Consider the following 15,081-nt stretch of genomic DNA (forward strand, 5'->3'; position numbering starts at 1 on the left):
CTTGCCACACCGCATGAGCATCCCCGATCCGCTCGCCCTGATCCGTGACGCGCTCGACGAGTCCGCGCGCGTAAAGCTGGCCCTTCGCGGCCAGGCGCCCCAGGTGCTTCGCATGGCCGATGCCGTGGCCGATGCGTTCCGCGCCGGGAACCGCCTGTACGCCTGCGGCAACGGCGGCTCCGCGTGCGATGCCATGCACCTGGTGGAGGAGCTGGTGGCGCGCTACAAGCGGGAGCGCCCGGGACTTCCCGCGCACCACCTGATGGACGGGCCCACGCTCACCTGCTGGGCCAACGACTACGACTGGGACTCCGTCTTCCAGCGCCAGGTGGAGGCGATGGTGCGCCCCGGCGACGTCCTGGTGGCGCTGAGCACCAGCGGCAACTCCATCAACGTCATCCGCGCGGTGGAGGCGGCGGACGCTCGCGGCGCCGTCACCATCGGGCTGCTGGGGCGCGAGGGCGGGCGGCTGGCCGCGCTGTGCACGCATGCGCTCGTCGTCCCGGCGCAGGCGACCGAGCGCATCCAGGAAGCCCACATCACCATCATCCACCTCCTCTGCGAGCTGGTGGAGCGCGCCCTCTTCTTTCCCGAGGCCGAAGCATGACTCCGCGCCCCCACACCACCATGACGCACAAGATCTCCCTTCCGCTCCTTCTGGCCCTCGCGCTCGCCGCGTGCGGCGGCGACGACACCGAAAAAGTCGCCCAGCGCACCGCCGCCCACCGCGCCGCCTGCGTGGCCGAGGAGCTGGCGATCCAGGCCAACACCAAGATCTCCTCGCTGGACACGCTGCGCGCGCAGGCGCCCGGGGGGTTCGTGAACCAGGTGTACCCGTTCTCCAAGGCGTACTTCGACTACGCCAAGCTGCGAGAGCGGCACGCGGCGCTGCTGGACTCGGCCGCGGCGGCGGAGTCGGCGGAGGACTCCGTGCGCTTCACGGGCGAGGCGGCGCGCAACGCCCCGCGCCCCGGGCAGCCCGGCTCCACCGAGGCGAACGCGGCCGAGAGCTACGAGCGCGACTACGCGGCGGCGATCTCCAACCCGGACCATCCCTGCAACAACACGGGCGGCGAGGAAGAAAAGTAAGCGAGGAGGCGACCCATGGCCGTTCTTCACCTTCTGGGCACCGGCGCCGCCGCCAGCGACGCGCGACGCACCACCACCATGCTCGCCGTGGAGGACGAGGGGAGCGTGGTGCTGATCGACTGCGGCGGCGACGTGGTGCAGCGCGCCCTCGCCTCCGGCATCGACCCGGACGCCATCGACGCGCTGATCGTGACGCACGAGCACCCGGACCACGCGGGCGGCTTCGCGCTCTTCATGGAGCGGATCTGGGTGTTGGGGCGCAAGCGGCCCATCCCGGTGATCGGCATCGAGCCGGCGCTGCGGCAGGCGCGGCGGGTGCTGGAGGCGTTCGACACCAGCGGATGGTCGCTCCCCGCCATCGAATGGCGCACGGTGGAGCACCGGGTGGGCGCCGAAGTGCTGCGCGACGACCACTGGACGATCACCGCCGCCCCCGGCGTCCACTCCGTCCCCACCATCGGCGTGCGGGTGGAGACGGCGGCGGGCGGAACGATGGCGTACTCGTGCGACACCGAGCGCACGCCCGCCATCGTGGAGCTGGCGCGCGGGGCGGACCTGCTGGTGCACGAGGCCACGGGCGGCTTCCCTGGCCACGCGTCCAAAAAGGATGCCGCACAGGTCGCGCGCGAGGCGGGAGCCGGGCGGCTCGTCCTGGTCCACCTTCCCCCGGACGTGCACGACGGCCAGCTCGCCGCCGCGCGCGCCATCTTCCCCCACGTCGAGTTCGGCGATGACGGAGGCCGTTATGAGTTCTAGCCGTGGCGCGAAGACGCTGGCGGGCACCCTGCTGGCCGCATTGCTGACCGCCTGCTCGGTCCGCGCCGCGGTCCCGGCCGCCTCCCCGTCCCCGGGCGCCTCGGCGGCGCCGCTGGCGGCGGAGCAGACGTGCACCATCCCCGGTGGCGCGCAGCTCACCAACGTGCAGGCGGCCGACCCCACCATCCGCACGGACGTGCGCTACGCCACCGCCAACAACTTCACGGGCGAGCGCCTGCCGGGGTACGACCGCCCGCTCGCGCTCCTGCGCCCGGAGGCGGCGCGGGCGCTGGCAAGGGTACAGGCGCGCCTGCGGGCGGACGGGCTGGGGCTCAAGGTGTTCGACGGGTACCGCCCCGTCCGCGCTACCCTGGCGATGGTGGACTGGGCGGAGCGCACCAACCGCCGCTGGGTGCTGGACCAAGGGTACGTGGCGCGGTCGAGCGGCCACAACCGCGGCCACACCGTCGACCTGACACTCGTCCGCCTGGACACGGGCGAGGAGCTGGACATGGGCACCCCCTACGACACCTTCAGCGAGGCGGCCCACACCGCCAACGCCACCGGCGCCGTGCGCACGAACCGCGGCAAGCTGGTGGAGGCGATGAACGCCGAAGGCTTCGTCAATTATTCCAAGGAGTGGTGGCACTTCAGCCTTCCGGGGCAGTACCCGCCGCTCGACGTTCCCCTCGGCTGCTTCCGCTAACGAATCTCTAATTATCGCCCGAAACATGCGGGAGCGGCGCTCCACCCGCTCCCGTGTGTTTTCCCTATCTCTGCACCATCCAAGCAGTTGCATCTCTCTCTGCGTCTCCGCGCCTCCGCGTGAGACCATCCGTTCCACCATCGAATCCCCGACAAACCGCCTGAAACTTCCGGCGGAGCCGCGCCGTTCGCTGATTACGTGGCAACCAATGCACGGGTGCCGGGGTCCTAAGTGACACAGCCGGCCCGCGCAGCAGCGCCCGACCAGGGGCGATACCCCACCCACCCCCTTCCAGGACCCAATCATGCCAATCCTCGACGTCCGTCGCATCGCGCTCGCAGCCTCCCTTTCCCTCTGCGCCGGGGGCGCCGCCGCGGCCCAGGAAGCCGCACCGGCCGCGCCGTCCGCTTCCACGCCGCCAGCCGTGGCACAGGCGGCCGCCGCCCCCGCCGCCCACGCCCCGCGCCGCGACCGAAACAAGGTCACGGAGGAGGAGCTCGCCGGCCGCACCGAGCCCGACGCGTACTCGTTCATCCAGAAGGCGCATCCGCAGTGGCTGCGCGTCCGCGGGCAGTCGTCGATGTCGCTCAGCGAGCAGGTGTGGGTGTACCGCTACGGCGCCAAGATCGGCGGCGTGGGCGCCCTGCGGAACGTCGCGCTCAGCGAGGTGCGCGAGATGCAGTACCTGGACGGGAGCGCGGCCACGGCGCGCTTCGGCCCGGACCACGGCTCGGGCGCCATCGTGCTGATCACGCGCTGACCCGATTCCAGCCCGTGCGACGCCCCGCCCCGGAAGCTCCGGGGCGGGGCGTCGTCTTTGCAGGAGCCAGCCTTGCGCTCCCCCGCCGGAACGGGGCAGATTGGGCGCCCGCGACCCTCCCCTTTCCTGGTGACGCATGGCGCCCGTGCCGGCGACGGTGTTCACGGACTTCACCTGCCCCTTCTCGTACGTAACCGAGGCGGCGCTGGCGAGGGTGGAGGACGAGGGAGGGATCGCCGCGAGCTTCCGGGCCTTCGAGCTGTTCCCGGCGCCCGCGCGGCTCCCGCTGGGCGGCCCCGAAGCCGACGCGGTCCGCCCGCTGGCGGACGCTCTGAGGCTCCCACTCCGCCGCCCGCCGCTGGCCGCGCGCACCCGCAAGGCGCACGAGCTGGCGCGCTTCGGTGAGGGAAAGGGGGTCGGGCGCCCGCTGCGCGCCGCCATCTTCGCCGCGTACTTCGGCGCCGGGCGCGACATCGGCCGCATCGACGTGCTGGTGGAGATCGCCGCCGCGCTCGGGCTGGACGCGACGGAGACGCGCGTGGTGCTGGACGTGGACTCCTTTGCGGCGCACGTGGCGCGCGACTTCGCGGAGGCGCGGAGGCTGGGGATCGCGGGGACTCCGGCGATCCTGCTGGGCACCGCGCCCGATCTTCGCCTGGTGACTGGCGCCCTTAGCGTGGACGACCTCCGCGCCCTGGTGGCCGGCTGAACCGAACCCACTGACCTACGACCGATGTCCGACTACGAGCGCAGCACCGTGATCTCCACGCGCGACGTGTTCGCCCGCGCCGACGAGATCTTTGCCGAGCGTGCGGAGCTTTCGCGCACCGCCGAATCGCGCCACAGTGTCACCTACGCCGGCGCCGAGGGCACCGTGACGCTGGAGGCGCACCGCCACGGCTCCGCCACGGTCGTCGTGGCCCGGACCGACCGGCTGCGCACCTCCAAGGTGGACACCGTGGTGCGCCACCTGTTCAACCAGCTCCCGTACCAGCACGGGGATCCGCCGCGGGAGTAGGGCGGGTGTTGGTGCCCGAGTCCGGCGGTTGAAACCGCTGCAACAACCGCGGGAAGCCTGCCTTCGCAGGCTCCGGGGGGCGAGGTCGGCGCCCGGTCGCCGGGGGCTGAAGCCCCCGGCTGAAACCACGCGAAGGCGGCTGAAGCCGGCTCGTGCACACCGGCATCAGACCGCTAGTCCGCGAAGGCGGACTTTGTGCTGTTGTTGCAGCGAGTTCACTCGCCCGTTGACTTCCCGCCCCGTACACCTTATTTATCCACTAGGTTAATTAACCGATGGGTGAAACACATGGCGGAAGACCGGCTCAGCATGACGTTCGCGGCGCTCGCCGATCCGACGAGGCGGGCGATCCTCGCGCGGTTGAGTGGCGGCGAGGCGACGGTGACGGAGCTGGCGGAGCCGTTCGAGATCAGCCTTCCGGCGGTGTCCAAGCATCTCAAGGTGCTGGAAAGGGCGGGGCTGATCGAGAGGGGGCGCGAGGCGCAGTGGCGTCCATGCCGGCTCAAGGCGGAGCGGTTGAGGGAGGTGGACCAGTGGGTGGATCAGTACCGGAAGTTCTGGGAGGACAGCCTCGGACGATTGGACGAGTACCTCAAGCAACTCCAGACCAGGGTGAGGAGCGATGACGGCACAGGGGAATGACGCCGCAGGCGAGCGCGAGATCATCCTTTCGCGCACGTACGATGCGCCGCGCGAGCTGGTGTGGGAGGCGTGGACCCGCGAGGAGCACAAGGCGAAGTGGTGGGGGCCGAACGGCTTCACCACCACCACCTCGGAGATGGAGGTGAGGCCGGGAGGGGTGTGGCGCTTCATCATGCACGGGCCCGACGGCACCGACTACCCGAACCTCGTCGAATACATCGAGGTGGTGGAGCCCGAGCGCCTCGTCTACAACCACGGCGACGGCGTGACCCGCGAGCGCGACTTCCACGTGACGGTGACGTTCACGGAGGAGAACGGCGGGACGAACGTCACCTCGCGGATGCGCTTCCAGACCGCCGACCAGGTGCGGGAGGCCGTCGGCTTCGGCGCGGTGGAGCTGGGCAAGCAGACGTTCGCGCGGCTGGTGGAGCACCTGAAGACCATGTAGGGCGGCAGATCTCCACCTTCACATCTTTTCGGAGCACCGATGTCGATCTTCGAGCCGTCGCCCTCGCCGTGGGCTGGACGCGTGCTGAGCATCTTTCGCATCGTGGCGGGGCTGATCTTCATCACGTCGGGGACGATGAAGCTGTTCGAGTACCCGCCGGGGCCTCCCGGAATGGAGCCCATTCCGCTGATGTCGCAGATGGGGATCGGGGGGCTGCTGGAGGTAGTGGGAGGCGCGCTGATCGTCATCGGGCTCTTTACGCGCCCGGTCGCGTTCGTCCTCTCGGGGATGATGGCGGTGGCGTACTTCCAGTTCCACGCGCCGATGGGGTTCTTTCCCACCTCCAACGGCGGGATCCCGGCGATCATGTACTGCTTCTTCTTTTTCTACCTGGTGTTCGCGGGCGCGGGAGAGTGGAGCGTGGACGCGGCGATCGCACGCTCGCGGCGAAGGGGCGTGTCGAAATCGTGAGGCCTCGTTCGACGTGAAGGTAGAGCGGCGATTCAGCCGCGCTCCTTCACACCGAGACCGGGAGCCCAGGAGCGATGCGATTCTTGATGATGGTGAAGGCGAGCCGCGACTCCGAGGCGGGCGTGCTGCCCGGCGAGGAGCTGCTCGCCGCGATGGGAAAGTACAACGAGGAGCTGGCCAAGGCCGGCGTCCTGCTCGCCGCGGAGGGGCTGCACCCCACTTCGCGAGGCGCCCGCGTGCGCTTCACCGAGGAGGGGCGCACGGTGGTGGACGGCCCGTTCACCGAGGCGAAGGAGCTGGTCGCCGGGTTCTGGCTGATCCAGGCGAAGTCCAGGGACGAGGCGGTGGAGTGGGCTCGCCGCTGCCCCAACCCCACGCCCGGCAGCGAGGGCGAGATCGAGATCCGCCAGGTGTTCGAGATGGCGGACTTCGACGCCGCGCAGCACTGACCGCTACCACCATCCCCCTTCCTCCCGAGAGATGCTCCCATGACTACCCAGGCAATCGGCCACGCGGCCCCGCGCGCCACCTCGCTCTCCATCCCCGCCTCGCGGCTCTGGACCGGCCGGGTGCTGACGGCGATCCCCATCCTCTTCCTGGCCTTCGACGGCGCCGGCAAGGTGGCGAACGTCGCGCCGGTACGGGAGGCGATGGCGCAGCTCGGCTACCCCGCGGACGTGGGCGTCGGCATCGGCATCATCCTGCTGGCGTGCGTGGCGCTCTACGCGATCCCGCGCACCGCGGTCCTCGGCGCGATCCTGCTGACCGGCTACCTGGGCGGCGCCATCGCGACGCACGTGCGCGTCGGCAACCCGCTCTTCAGCCACATTCTCTTCCCCGTCTACATCGCCGCGATGGTCTGGGGCGGGCTTTACCTGCGCGACGCGAGGCTCCTCGCCCTGGTTCCGCTGCGGACGGCGGAGTAGAGGAGACCCGTTCCCGCCCTTGCGAAAGAAACCGTCGCTCGCAATCGTGCGCGGAGTCTCCCACACCCGCCGCCACCCGGAAGCGACCGAGCCATGCGCTACATGATCATGTTCAAGACCGAGAAGGACTTCGAAGGAATCCCCGCGTGCAAGGACCTGGCGCAGATGGGGGTGTTCATGCAGGAGCTCAAGGAAAAGGGCGTGCTGCTCGCGACCGAGGGGCTGCATCCGAGCGAGAGGGGCGCGCGCGTGCGCCTCGCCGGCGGCAAGCTGAACGTGACGGACGGCCCCTTCGCCGAAGCCAAGGAGCTGGTGGCCGGGTTCGCGCTGGTCGAGGTGCCCTCGATGGACGACGCGGTGCAGCTCGCGGGGCAGTTCCTCGGTGTGGCGGGCGAGGGGACCTCCGAGGTCCGCGAAGTGATCGTGTGATCGACTTCGCCGTGAGCGTCGCCGACACGCACCGCGCCATCGACGCGGTCTGGAGAATCGAGTCCGCGCGGCTGATCGCGGGGCTCGCGCGCATGGTGCGCGACGTGGGCCTGGCCGAGGACCTGGCGCAGGACGCGCTGGTGGCCGCGCTGGAGCGGTGGCCGGAGTCGGGGGTGCCCGAGAACCCGGGCGCCTGGCTGATGGCAACCGCCAAACGCCGCGCCATCGACCTGCTGCGCAAGCGCTCGCTGCACGAGCGCAAGGAAGGGCAGATCGCGCACGAGATCGAGGCCCAGCTCGACGCCGCCGTCCCCGACCTGGACGAGGCGATCGACGACCCGATCGGCGACGACCTCCTGCGCCTCGTCTTCACCTGCTGCCACCCCGTGCTCACCATGGAGGCGCGGGTCGCGCTCACGCTGCGCATGCTGGGTGGCCTCACGACGGAGGAGATCGCGCGCGCCTTCCTCGTCCCCGTGTCCACCGTGGCGCAGCGGATCGTCCGGGCCAAGCGGACGCTGACCGAGGCGCGCGTCCCCTTCGAGGTGCCGCGCGGGGCCGAGCTGGCGGAGCGGCGCGCGTCGGTGCTGGGGGTGATCTACCTGATCTTCAACGAAGGATATTCGGCCACGGCGGGCGACGACTGGGTGCGGCCGGCGCTGTGCGAGGACGCGCTGCGGCTGGGGCGCATCCTGGCCGGGCTGGCGCCGGACGAGCCGGAGGTGCACGGGCTGGTGGCGCTGATGGAGATCCAGGCGTCGCGGCTGGCAGCGCGCGTGGGGCCGTCTGGCGAGCCGGTGCTGCTGCTGGAGCAGGACCGCTCGCGCTGGGACCACCTCCTGATCGGGCGCGGGCTGGCGGCGCTCGCCCGGGCGGAGGCGCTTGGCGGAGCGCTGGGGCCGTACGCGCTGCAGGCCGCCATCGCCGCGTGCCACGCGCGGGCCCGCACGGCGGAGGAGACCGAGTGGGTGCGCATCGCGGCGCTCTACGACGCCCTCGCGCAGCTCGCGCCGTCGCCGGTGGTGGAGCTGAACCGGGCGGTGGCGCTGTCGATGGCGTTCGGGCCAGCGGCGGGGCTGGAGGTGGTGGACGAGCTGACGTCGGAGCCGTCGATGCGCGGCTACCACCTTCTCCCCAGCGTGCGCGGCGACTTCCTGGCGAAGCTCGGCCGGATGGAAGAGGCCCGCGAGGAGTTCTCGCGCGCCGCCACGCTCACGCAGAACATGCGCGAGCGCACCTTCCTCTTGGAGCGCGCCCGCGCCTGCGCGGAGGGCGCCTCGTAGCAGCGCCGCGCTTGTGCCGTGAGAAAGGTGCATATGCATGTGTCCCAGGCCGGGCGTCTCGCCACGCGCAGTAGATCCTTCGCTACGCGCCACAGGACGGAGCACGGGCGAGGACTGTGAGGCGCGTCGCTCAGGATGACAGATCAGGCGGTGGTGCCAAGTGCGAAGTGCCAAGTGCCAAGTGCCAAGTGCCAAGTGCCAAGTGCCAAGGCGTCGCGTCCCCCCTTTTGTCATCCTGAGGGAGCCGCCCGCACCCAGGCCCGCGATGCACGATTATCTCCTGCGGCGACCGAAGGATCTAGCCGGCGAGGCGGGAGGCCGGCGGGTAACCACGAGCCCCTCGGAACGCGCAGTAGATCCTTCGCTACGCGCCACGAGATTGGGACGGACAAAGACTCAGAGGCGCATTGTTCAGGATGACAGAAAAACACCAGGATGCCGCCCGCGTGATGACCGCCGACTGCCTCTGCTTCAGGGCGCGGCGAGTGTCGCGCGCGCTGACGAGGATGTACGACGACGCGCTGCGCCCCCTGGGGATCCAGGCGACGCAGCTCACCCTGCTCAACGCGGTGACGATGTGCGGCGGCGAGGGCGCGACGATGGCCCGCCTCGCCGACATCCTGGCGATGGACGGCACCACGCTCTCGCGCAACCTGCGGCCGCTGGAGAAGGCGGGGCTGATGCGCATCGAGCGGCTCCCCGCAGACCGGCGGGTGCGGCTCGCGCTGCTGACGCCGGCGGGGGAGCGCATGGTGGCGGATGCGCTCCCGCTCTGGACGGAAGCGCACGCGCGCGTCGTATCCGCGCTCGGCGCGGATGCAGCGCTCGACCTGCGCGACCGCTTCGACGCGACCTCCGCCGCCGCCCGGCTTTGATGCGATAGATGGAGATCAAAACATCCGCGATTCGACGATCAGGCGCCTGCACCCATGCTGAAGGAAGGACCACGTGATAGAAAGCACAGTTCATCCATTGCGGCAGTCCATCGGACCCCTTCTCCCCTGCCCTTTCTGCGGCGGCGCGGCCACGGTGGAGGCGGACCCCTGGCGCGGCGAGAGCATCCGCGTCGTCTGCGCAGGCACAGCGTGCGGGGTCGCACCGAAGACGGAGTACCTGCTCCGCGCGTTCGCCGGCGAGCTGCGCGCGGCGTGGAACGGGCGCGCAAACGCGGACGCTCCGGCCGAGCCGCGCCACCGCTGCGCCGAATCTGCCTGCGCCGGCTGACCTGTCGAATTCACGGCGTCCCGTTCGTCGTTTCCGTAGTAAGAAGTCCCGGCACGGATCTAACCCAGGAGGCACCACCTGATGAGAAAGCTCAAGGTCATCGAACACATCTCGCTGGACGGTGTGATGCAGGTTTCCGACGACGACGGCACCTTTCCGTACTCCGACTGGACGGCGCCCTACCGCACCCCCGCCGGCCGGGACCAGTTGCTCGCCGCGCATGGCGAGGAGTTCGATCTGCTCCTCGGCCGGCGCACCTACGACAGCTGGTCGGGCTTCTGGCCGACGGCGCCGAGCAGTCCGTTCGGAGACCGCCTCAACGCGGCGACCAAGTACGTCGCCACGCATCGTCCGGAGAGCCTGCAGTGGGGCCCGTTCGAGGCCGTGGGGCCGGACCTCGTCGAGGACGTTCGCCGCATCAAGTCGCAGGACGGCCCGGATCTCGTCCTCTCGGGCAGCTCCACGCTGACGTCCACCATTCTCGAGCACGGGCTCGCGGAAGAGGTCGTGCTGGTCGTCTATCCCGCCCTGCTGGGCACGGGGAAGCGCTTCTTCGCGGAGGGTACCCCGGCGCGCAAGTTCGAGTTCGTCAGCACGAAGGCGCTGCCGACCGGCGCCCTCCTCAGCCATTACAAGGTCCTGGGGCCGTTGAAGGACGGGTAGCTCGCCCAAAGCGTCGAGCCACGACCGCCTCGCTAAGCACCTGCGCACCCGCGCGTAGTGCCCTCTTCACAAGGAGCCCCACATGCTGACCCTGAACACGGAACCCGGCCCGCGCATCGTATCGCGCGAGGAGTGGCGCGCCGCGCGCCTGGAGCTCCTGGCCAAGGAAAAGGAGGCGACCCGCGCCCGCGACGCGCTGAACGCCGAGCGCCGCACGCTCCCGATGGTGGAAATCGACAAGGAGTACGTCTTCGAGTGCCCAAGTGGCGACCGGCTGAGCCTGCGCGACCTCTTCGGCGAGCACCGGCAGCTCATCGTCTACCACTTCATGTTCGATCCGGACGAGGACGAGGGGTGCCCCGGCTGCTCGCACCTGGCGGACAACGTCGGGCACCTGGCGCACCTCCACGCGCGCGACACGTCGCTCGTCTTCGTCTCCCGCGCGCCGATGTCGAAGATCCTGCCGTTCAAGGAGCGCATGGGGTGGACGGTGCCCTGGGTCTCCTCGTTCGGCAGCGACTTCAACTACGACTTCCACGTCACCCTGGACGAGTCAGTCGCCCCCGTCGAGTACAACTTCCGCGACGCCGACGCGCTTCGGGCCGCGGGCGAGAACTACCACCTCAAGGGCGAGCAGCCCGGCCTCAGCGTCTTCGTGCGCGACGGCGACCGCGTCTTTCACAGCTACTCCACCTACGGCCGTGGCCTGGACGCGATCCTCTCCACCTACCAGCTCCTCGACCTCACCCCGGGCGGCCGGATGGAGGGGTGGGACGGGATGCCGGACCTGAACGGCGAGGGTATGGGCTGGCTCCGCCACCACGACCGGTATGATGGAGTTGCGGCCGGGGGTGCGGCCGCGCAGCCGGCGGTTGCGGCGACGGCGGGGGCGGCGGGGGAGAGCTGCTGCGGGTCGTGAGGGTGCATCCCCGGATAACCGGCGGTTGAAACCGCTGCAACAACCGCGGGAAACCTGCCTTCGCAGGTTCGGGGCGGGGTTGGTGCGCGCTAGCCTAGACCGGTGCCGTGTCACCGGGGGATGAAATGAATGAATCCCCGGCTGGAACCACGGGAAGACCGCTGAAGCGGTCTGGCGCGGCGGCGGGGTGCGGTGAGGGGGCAGGCATTTGCCGTACGTACGGCAGTTCTCCCCCTCACCCGCCCTGCGCCCCCGCAGGCGGGGGAGGGGGCCGGGGGGAGGGGGCCGTGCCCCAGCCGGTCGCCTCGATTTCCGCGGAGTGCTCGCCCAGCGCGGGGGCGGGGTGGCGAAGGGCGGCGGGCGTGCGGTCGAAGCGCAAGGGGGATGCGATGGTGCCCACGCGGCCGAACGAGTCGCCTTCCATCCACCACACCCCATCGCGTTCGGTGAGGGCCGGGTCGCGCAGCGCTTCGCCCACCGACTGCACGGGGGCGCAGGGGACGCCGGCCTCCTCCATGCGCGCCAGCCAGTGATCGGCGGGCGCGGTGCGGAACAGCTCGGCCAGGGCGCCGGCCACGGCATCGCGGTGCTCCACGCGGCCGGGGTTGGTGGCGAAGCGCGGATCGGCGCCCAGTGCGTCGGCGCCGATGGCGGCGCAGAGGCGGCGCCACTGGGCATCGTTGCCGACCGCCACCACGACGGCGCGGTCGGCCGCATCGAAGGCCTGGTAGGGGACGATGGTGGCGTGCGCGTTTCCGTAGCGCCGCGGCTCGCGGCCGGTGACGAGCGCGGCCTGCGTCACGTTCACCAGCCCCGCCAGCGCCGAATCCCAGAGCGACACCTCCACACGCTGCCCGCGCCCGCTGCGGTCGCGCTCGCGCAGGGCGGCGAGCACGGCGATGGCCGCGTTCTGCCCCGTCAGCACGTCCACCACCGCCACGCCCACCTTGGACGGCGCGCCCTCCGGCTCGCCCGTGACCGCCATCCACCCGGCGCGCGCCTGCACGGCGAAGTCGTAGCCGGGGCGCCCCGCCTCCGGCCCGTCGCTGCCGTAGCCGGTGATAGAGCAGAAGACGAGGCGCGGGTTGTCGCGCGCGAGGTCGTCGTAGCCGAGACCCCAGCCGTCCAGCATCCCCGGCGCGAAATTCTCCAACACCACGTCAGCCTCGCGCGCCAGGCGGCGGACGAGCGCCTGCCCCGCCTCACTCTTCAGATCCGCCACCACCGAGCGCTTGTTGCGGTTGACGCACAGGAAGTACGCGGACTCGTCGCCGGCCCAGGGCGGCCCCCACTGGCGCGTGTCGTCGCCAGAGCCGGGGCGCTCCACCTTGATGACGTCCGCGCCCAGGTCGCCCAGCACCATGGTGCAGAGCGGGCCGGCGAGGACGCGGCTCAGGTCCAGCACGCGGATACCGGCCAGCGGCGGTGCGTCGTGGGTGGGGCGCGGATCGGACATCGTCGGGTGCTCGGGGTGGGTGGAAGGGGCGGAGGATACCGGCTGGGGCCGTGGCGCGTCAACGTCTCGCGGTAGGCAAACTCTTTGCGAGGGGCTATCTTCCCCGGCTTTCGTACCCACGAGACATTCACCGGACTGACAGATATGGCTTCGTTCAACGACCTCGGGCTTCGCGAGCCGCTCCTCGCGGCGCTGGAGGAGGGCGGCTTCGAGCGCCCCACCGCCCTCCAGCAGGCCGCCATCCCCGTGCTGCGGCGCGAGGGGAACCTGGTGGCGCGCGCCGGGAGCGGCGCCGGCAAGACGCTGGCCTACGGGCTGGGCGTGCTGGACCGCATCGAAGCGCGCGAGGAGGCGGACGACGCCGCCGCGGAAGAGGCCGAAGAGACCACCGGCACGCGCGTACTGGTACTCGCCGCCTCGCCCGAGCACGCCGAGCGCGCCACCCTGGAGCTGGTGCCGCTGGCGCAGGCCGTGGGGCTCACGGTGACCGCTTCGGGCCGCGGGTGGGGCACCGCCGCGGGCGAGGCGGACATCCTGGTCGCCACGCCGGCTGAGGTGCTCGAAGCGGTGCGCACCTCGGGCGTCAAGCTGGAGTCGCTGGAGGCGATCGTGGTGGACGGCGCGTCGGAGATCGAGGCGATGGGCGGCTGGGAAGCGGCGGAGACGCTCTTCGACCACGCCCCGCGCGCCGCCCAGCGCGTCCTGTTCAGCGCCGACATGACGCCCGGGGTAGAGGACATGGTGGACCGGCGCATCAAGCGCGCCCTCCGCTACCCGCCCACCCCCGCCGATCCCGCATCGGTGGAGCCGCAGAGCGCGACGGGCGTATTCGGCTACGTGATCGTCTCGGAGCGCGAGAAGCTGGAGACGGTGGCCCGCCTGCTGGGCGGCGACCGCGACGGCGACGCGCCCCCGGTGCTGGTGTGCCGCAGCGAAGAGCGCGCCGCGCAGGTTGCTGAGGCGCTCGCCCTGCGCGGCTTCATCGCGGGCGAGGCGGGCGACGACGACGTGGACGTGGCGGTCCTTTCCTCCGGCGCCGGCCCGGAGGAGATCACCGCCACGCTGGGCGGCAACCCGGCGACGGTGATCTCCTTCGACGTCCCGGCGGACGAGGTCACGCTCCGCGCGCTGCACGGCGGGGAGATGACGGGCTTCGTCCTCCTCCTGCCGCGCGAGCTGGCGCACCTGCGGCAGATCGCCCAGCGCGCGCTCCTGGAGCCGCATCCGGCCGGCATCAGCGGCGAGGAGCCGGCGGGGCGTGACGACGTCCGGGCCTTCCGCGCCACCATCCGCCGCGCCATCCGCGAGGAGGACATCTCCGCTCAGATGCTGGTGCTGGAGCCGCTCTTCGAGGATTTCACTCCGGCCGAGGTGGCCGCCGCCGTGGCCGCGCTGCTGCGGCGCAAGGCTCCGGCGTCTGAGCCCGCGGCGCCGGCGGTCACCCGCGACGCCCCGCGCGCCCGTCCCGCTACCACAGCCGCCGCCCCCGAGCGCAGCACCCTCGGCAACGCGGTCGCGGCGTACGCGCGCCTCTTCGTCAGCATCGGCGAGCGCGACGGCGTGCGCGCGGGCGACCTGGTGGGCACCATCGCCGGCGAGACGGACATCCCCGGCTCGCAGATCGGCAAGGTGGACATCCGCGACACCTTTTCCATTGTCGAGGTTCCGGCGGAGCTGGCGGAGCGGGTGATCGCGGCGCTCAACGGCACCACCATCAAGGGCCGCTCCGTGCGCGCGGACCACGACCGCGGGAGCACGCGCAAGCCGGGCGGCGCGGGCGGTCCGCGTGGCGCCGGGGGTCCGCGCCGCGAGGGTGGCTTCGGTCCCCGCCGCGAGGACCGCGGGCCTCGGCGTGAGGGCGGCGGACCGCCGCGCGACCGCGGCGGGGCCGAGGGTGGCTTCCGACGTCCGCCGAACCGCAGGCCCCGGGACGAGTAGGGGGGGCGGGCAGGGCCCCCTCCCCCGCTCGTCACCTCGCGGCCCCTCCCCCAACACCACCTGGGGGAGGGGCGTTTGGCGTGCGTTGGTGCCGGGCGGCAGGGCGCCGCGCCGGGGCGGGCACGGGCAGCCACGTGGGGCGGCCCCTACGGGATTGGTGTGCGTGAGCGGGCGTCGCGGCGGAGGCAGGGGTGGGCAGACACGCAGGTCTGCCCCTACCGGCATTGGTGCGAGGGGGCGGGCATCGGCGCGGCGGCGGGCACGGGCGCGATGAATCGCGCCCCTACAGGATCTGTGCGACCGGCATGGCAGTTCTCCCCCTCACCCGCCCTGCGCCCCCGCAGGCGGGGGAG

General features: G+C 71.5%; 20 protein-coding genes. 19 read left to right on the forward strand and 1 reads right to left on the reverse strand.

Features of this window, described 5'->3' with window-relative positions:
- The first annotated feature begins 13 nt into the window (after positions 1 to 13).
- From VF647_12730 to VF647_12815, 18 genes are all read left to right on the forward strand, one after another.
- Positions 14 to 607, forward strand: coding sequence for an SIS domain-containing protein (locus tag VF647_12730; GenBank protein ID HEX8452958.1), 594 nt, complete (start codon positions 14 to 16; stop codon positions 605 to 607).
- On the forward strand, positions 604 to 1,089 hold the full coding sequence (locus VF647_12735; protein ID HEX8452959.1) for a hypothetical protein: 486 nt from the start codon (positions 604 to 606) through the stop codon (positions 1,087 to 1,089). The genes VF647_12730 and VF647_12735 overlap by 4 nt, the downstream gene beginning before the upstream one ends.
- 15 nt (positions 1,090 to 1,104) lie before the next feature.
- Positions 1,105 to 1,845: an MBL fold metallo-hydrolase gene (locus VF647_12740; GenBank protein HEX8452960.1), complete on the forward strand. Its 741-nt coding sequence runs from the start codon at positions 1,105 to 1,107 to the stop codon at positions 1,843 to 1,845.
- A complete protein-coding gene (locus tag VF647_12745; GenBank protein HEX8452961.1) occupies positions 1,835 to 2,551 on the forward strand; it encodes a M15 family metallopeptidase in 717 nt (238 codons plus the stop codon). Before VF647_12740 ends, VF647_12745 begins: the two co-directional genes overlap by 11 nt.
- 304 nt (positions 2,552 to 2,855) lie before the next feature.
- Complete coding sequence (locus VF647_12750; protein ID HEX8452962.1) at positions 2,856 to 3,311, forward strand: hypothetical protein; 456 nt, start codon at positions 2,856 to 2,858, stop codon at positions 3,309 to 3,311.
- A gap of 136 nt (positions 3,312 to 3,447) precedes the next feature.
- Positions 3,448 to 4,020: a DsbA family protein gene (locus VF647_12755; protein ID HEX8452963.1), complete on the forward strand. Its 573-nt coding sequence runs from the start codon at positions 3,448 to 3,450 to the stop codon at positions 4,018 to 4,020.
- A 24-nt stretch (positions 4,021 to 4,044) separates the two neighbouring features.
- The gene (locus VF647_12760; GenBank protein HEX8452964.1) at positions 4,045 to 4,329 is read left to right on the forward strand and encodes a hypothetical protein; all 285 of its coding nucleotides are present in this window, start codon (positions 4,045 to 4,047) and stop codon (positions 4,327 to 4,329) included.
- A gap of 288 nt (positions 4,330 to 4,617) precedes the next feature.
- Complete coding sequence (locus VF647_12765) at positions 4,618 to 4,971, forward strand: metalloregulator ArsR/SmtB family transcription factor (protein HEX8452965.1); 354 nt, start codon at positions 4,618 to 4,620, stop codon at positions 4,969 to 4,971.
- Positions 4,952 to 5,419 carry an SRPBCC family protein gene (locus VF647_12770; GenBank protein ID HEX8452966.1) on the forward strand — a complete coding sequence of 156 codons (468 nt, stop codon included), beginning with the start codon at positions 4,952 to 4,954 and terminating at the stop codon, positions 5,417 to 5,419. The genes VF647_12765 and VF647_12770 overlap by 20 nt, the downstream gene beginning before the upstream one ends.
- A gap of 39 nt (positions 5,420 to 5,458) precedes the next feature.
- Positions 5,459 to 5,890, forward strand: coding sequence for a DoxX family protein (locus VF647_12775; GenBank protein HEX8452967.1), 432 nt, complete (start codon positions 5,459 to 5,461; stop codon positions 5,888 to 5,890).
- 74 nt (positions 5,891 to 5,964) lie between these two features.
- Positions 5,965 to 6,339, forward strand: coding sequence for a YciI family protein (locus tag VF647_12780; protein ID HEX8452968.1), 375 nt, complete (start codon positions 5,965 to 5,967; stop codon positions 6,337 to 6,339).
- A gap of 39 nt (positions 6,340 to 6,378) precedes the next feature.
- Complete coding sequence (locus VF647_12785) at positions 6,379 to 6,816, forward strand: DoxX family protein (GenBank protein HEX8452969.1); 438 nt, start codon at positions 6,379 to 6,381, stop codon at positions 6,814 to 6,816.
- A 93-nt stretch (positions 6,817 to 6,909) separates the two neighbouring features.
- Positions 6,910 to 7,245 carry a YciI family protein gene (locus VF647_12790; protein HEX8452970.1) on the forward strand — a complete coding sequence of 112 codons (336 nt, stop codon included), beginning with the start codon at positions 6,910 to 6,912 and terminating at the stop codon, positions 7,243 to 7,245.
- Positions 7,242 to 8,528 (forward strand): RNA polymerase sigma factor, encoded by a 1,287-nt coding sequence (locus VF647_12795; protein ID HEX8452971.1) that lies wholly within the window; start codon positions 7,242 to 7,244, stop codon positions 8,526 to 8,528. Before VF647_12790 ends, VF647_12795 begins: the two co-directional genes overlap by 4 nt.
- Positions 8,529 to 8,977: 449 nt before the next feature.
- On the forward strand, positions 8,978 to 9,403 hold the full coding sequence (locus VF647_12800) for a MarR family winged helix-turn-helix transcriptional regulator (GenBank protein HEX8452972.1): 426 nt from the start codon (positions 8,978 to 8,980) through the stop codon (positions 9,401 to 9,403).
- 73 nt (positions 9,404 to 9,476) lie between these two features.
- Complete coding sequence (locus tag VF647_12805; GenBank protein HEX8452973.1) at positions 9,477 to 9,752, forward strand: Lar family restriction alleviation protein; 276 nt, start codon at positions 9,477 to 9,479, stop codon at positions 9,750 to 9,752.
- Positions 9,753 to 9,833: 81 nt separating this feature from the next.
- On the forward strand, positions 9,834 to 10,415 hold the full coding sequence (locus VF647_12810) for a dihydrofolate reductase family protein (protein ID HEX8452974.1): 582 nt from the start codon (positions 9,834 to 9,836) through the stop codon (positions 10,413 to 10,415).
- Between the two features lie 82 nt (positions 10,416 to 10,497).
- Positions 10,498 to 11,334: a DUF899 domain-containing protein gene (locus VF647_12815; GenBank protein HEX8452975.1), complete on the forward strand. Its 837-nt coding sequence runs from the start codon at positions 10,498 to 10,500 to the stop codon at positions 11,332 to 11,334.
- 235 nt (positions 11,335 to 11,569) lie between these two features.
- Here VF647_12815 and VF647_12820 read toward each other — a convergent pair whose 3' ends face one another.
- Positions 11,570 to 12,790, reverse strand: a complete 1,221-nt coding sequence (locus VF647_12820; GenBank protein HEX8452976.1) for a CoA transferase — start codon at positions 12,788 to 12,790, stop codon at positions 11,570 to 11,572.
- 144 nt (positions 12,791 to 12,934) lie between these two features.
- Here VF647_12820 and VF647_12825 point away from each other — a divergent pair, with 144 nt between their 5' ends.
- A complete protein-coding gene (locus VF647_12825; protein ID HEX8452977.1) occupies positions 12,935 to 14,728 on the forward strand; it encodes a DEAD/DEAH box helicase in 1,794 nt (597 codons plus the stop codon).
- The last annotated feature ends 353 nt before the right edge of the window (positions 14,729 to 15,081 follow it).

Origin of the sequence: Longimicrobium sp. (assembly GCA_036387335.1) — a bacterium.
GTDB lineage: Bacteria > Gemmatimonadota > Gemmatimonadetes > Longimicrobiales > Longimicrobiaceae > Longimicrobium.

Excerpts from the sequence above, each read along its gene's own strand:
- VF647_12810 (HEX8452974.1), top strand. The coding sequence starts at position 9,834 with ATGAGAAAGCTCAAGGTCATCGAACACATCTCGCTGGACGGTGTGATG.
- VF647_12825 (HEX8452977.1), top strand. The coding sequence starts at position 12,935 with ATGGCTTCGTTCAACGACCTCGGGCTTCGCGAGCCGCTCCTCGCGGCG.
- VF647_12750 (HEX8452962.1), top strand. The coding sequence starts at position 2,856 with ATGCCAATCCTCGACGTCCGTCGCATCGCGCTCGCAGCCTCCCTTTCC.
- VF647_12820 (HEX8452976.1), bottom strand. The coding sequence starts at position 12,790 with ATGTCCGATCCGCGCCCCACCCACGACGCACCGCCGCTGGCCGGTATC.
- VF647_12760 (HEX8452964.1), top strand. The coding sequence starts at position 4,045 with ATGTCCGACTACGAGCGCAGCACCGTGATCTCCACGCGCGACGTGTTC.
- VF647_12740 (HEX8452960.1), top strand. The coding sequence starts at position 1,105 with ATGGCCGTTCTTCACCTTCTGGGCACCGGCGCCGCCGCCAGCGACGCG.
- VF647_12815 (HEX8452975.1), top strand. The coding sequence starts at position 10,498 with ATGCTGACCCTGAACACGGAACCCGGCCCGCGCATCGTATCGCGCGAG.
- VF647_12765 (HEX8452965.1), top strand. The coding sequence starts at position 4,618 with ATGGCGGAAGACCGGCTCAGCATGACGTTCGCGGCGCTCGCCGATCCG.
- VF647_12745 (HEX8452961.1), top strand. The coding sequence starts at position 1,835 with ATGAGTTCTAGCCGTGGCGCGAAGACGCTGGCGGGCACCCTGCTGGCC.
- VF647_12800 (HEX8452972.1), top strand. The coding sequence starts at position 8,978 with ATGACCGCCGACTGCCTCTGCTTCAGGGCGCGGCGAGTGTCGCGCGCG.
- VF647_12780 (HEX8452968.1), top strand. The coding sequence starts at position 5,965 with ATGCGATTCTTGATGATGGTGAAGGCGAGCCGCGACTCCGAGGCGGGC.
- VF647_12785 (HEX8452969.1), top strand. The coding sequence starts at position 6,379 with ATGACTACCCAGGCAATCGGCCACGCGGCCCCGCGCGCCACCTCGCTC.
- VF647_12770 (HEX8452966.1), top strand. The coding sequence starts at position 4,952 with ATGACGGCACAGGGGAATGACGCCGCAGGCGAGCGCGAGATCATCCTT.
- VF647_12755 (HEX8452963.1), top strand. The coding sequence starts at position 3,448 with ATGGCGCCCGTGCCGGCGACGGTGTTCACGGACTTCACCTGCCCCTTC.
- VF647_12790 (HEX8452970.1), top strand. The coding sequence starts at position 6,910 with ATGCGCTACATGATCATGTTCAAGACCGAGAAGGACTTCGAAGGAATC.
- VF647_12775 (HEX8452967.1), top strand. The coding sequence starts at position 5,459 with ATGTCGATCTTCGAGCCGTCGCCCTCGCCGTGGGCTGGACGCGTGCTG.
- VF647_12730 (HEX8452958.1), top strand. The coding sequence starts at position 14 with ATGAGCATCCCCGATCCGCTCGCCCTGATCCGTGACGCGCTCGACGAG.
- VF647_12735 (HEX8452959.1), top strand. The coding sequence starts at position 604 with ATGACTCCGCGCCCCCACACCACCATGACGCACAAGATCTCCCTTCCG.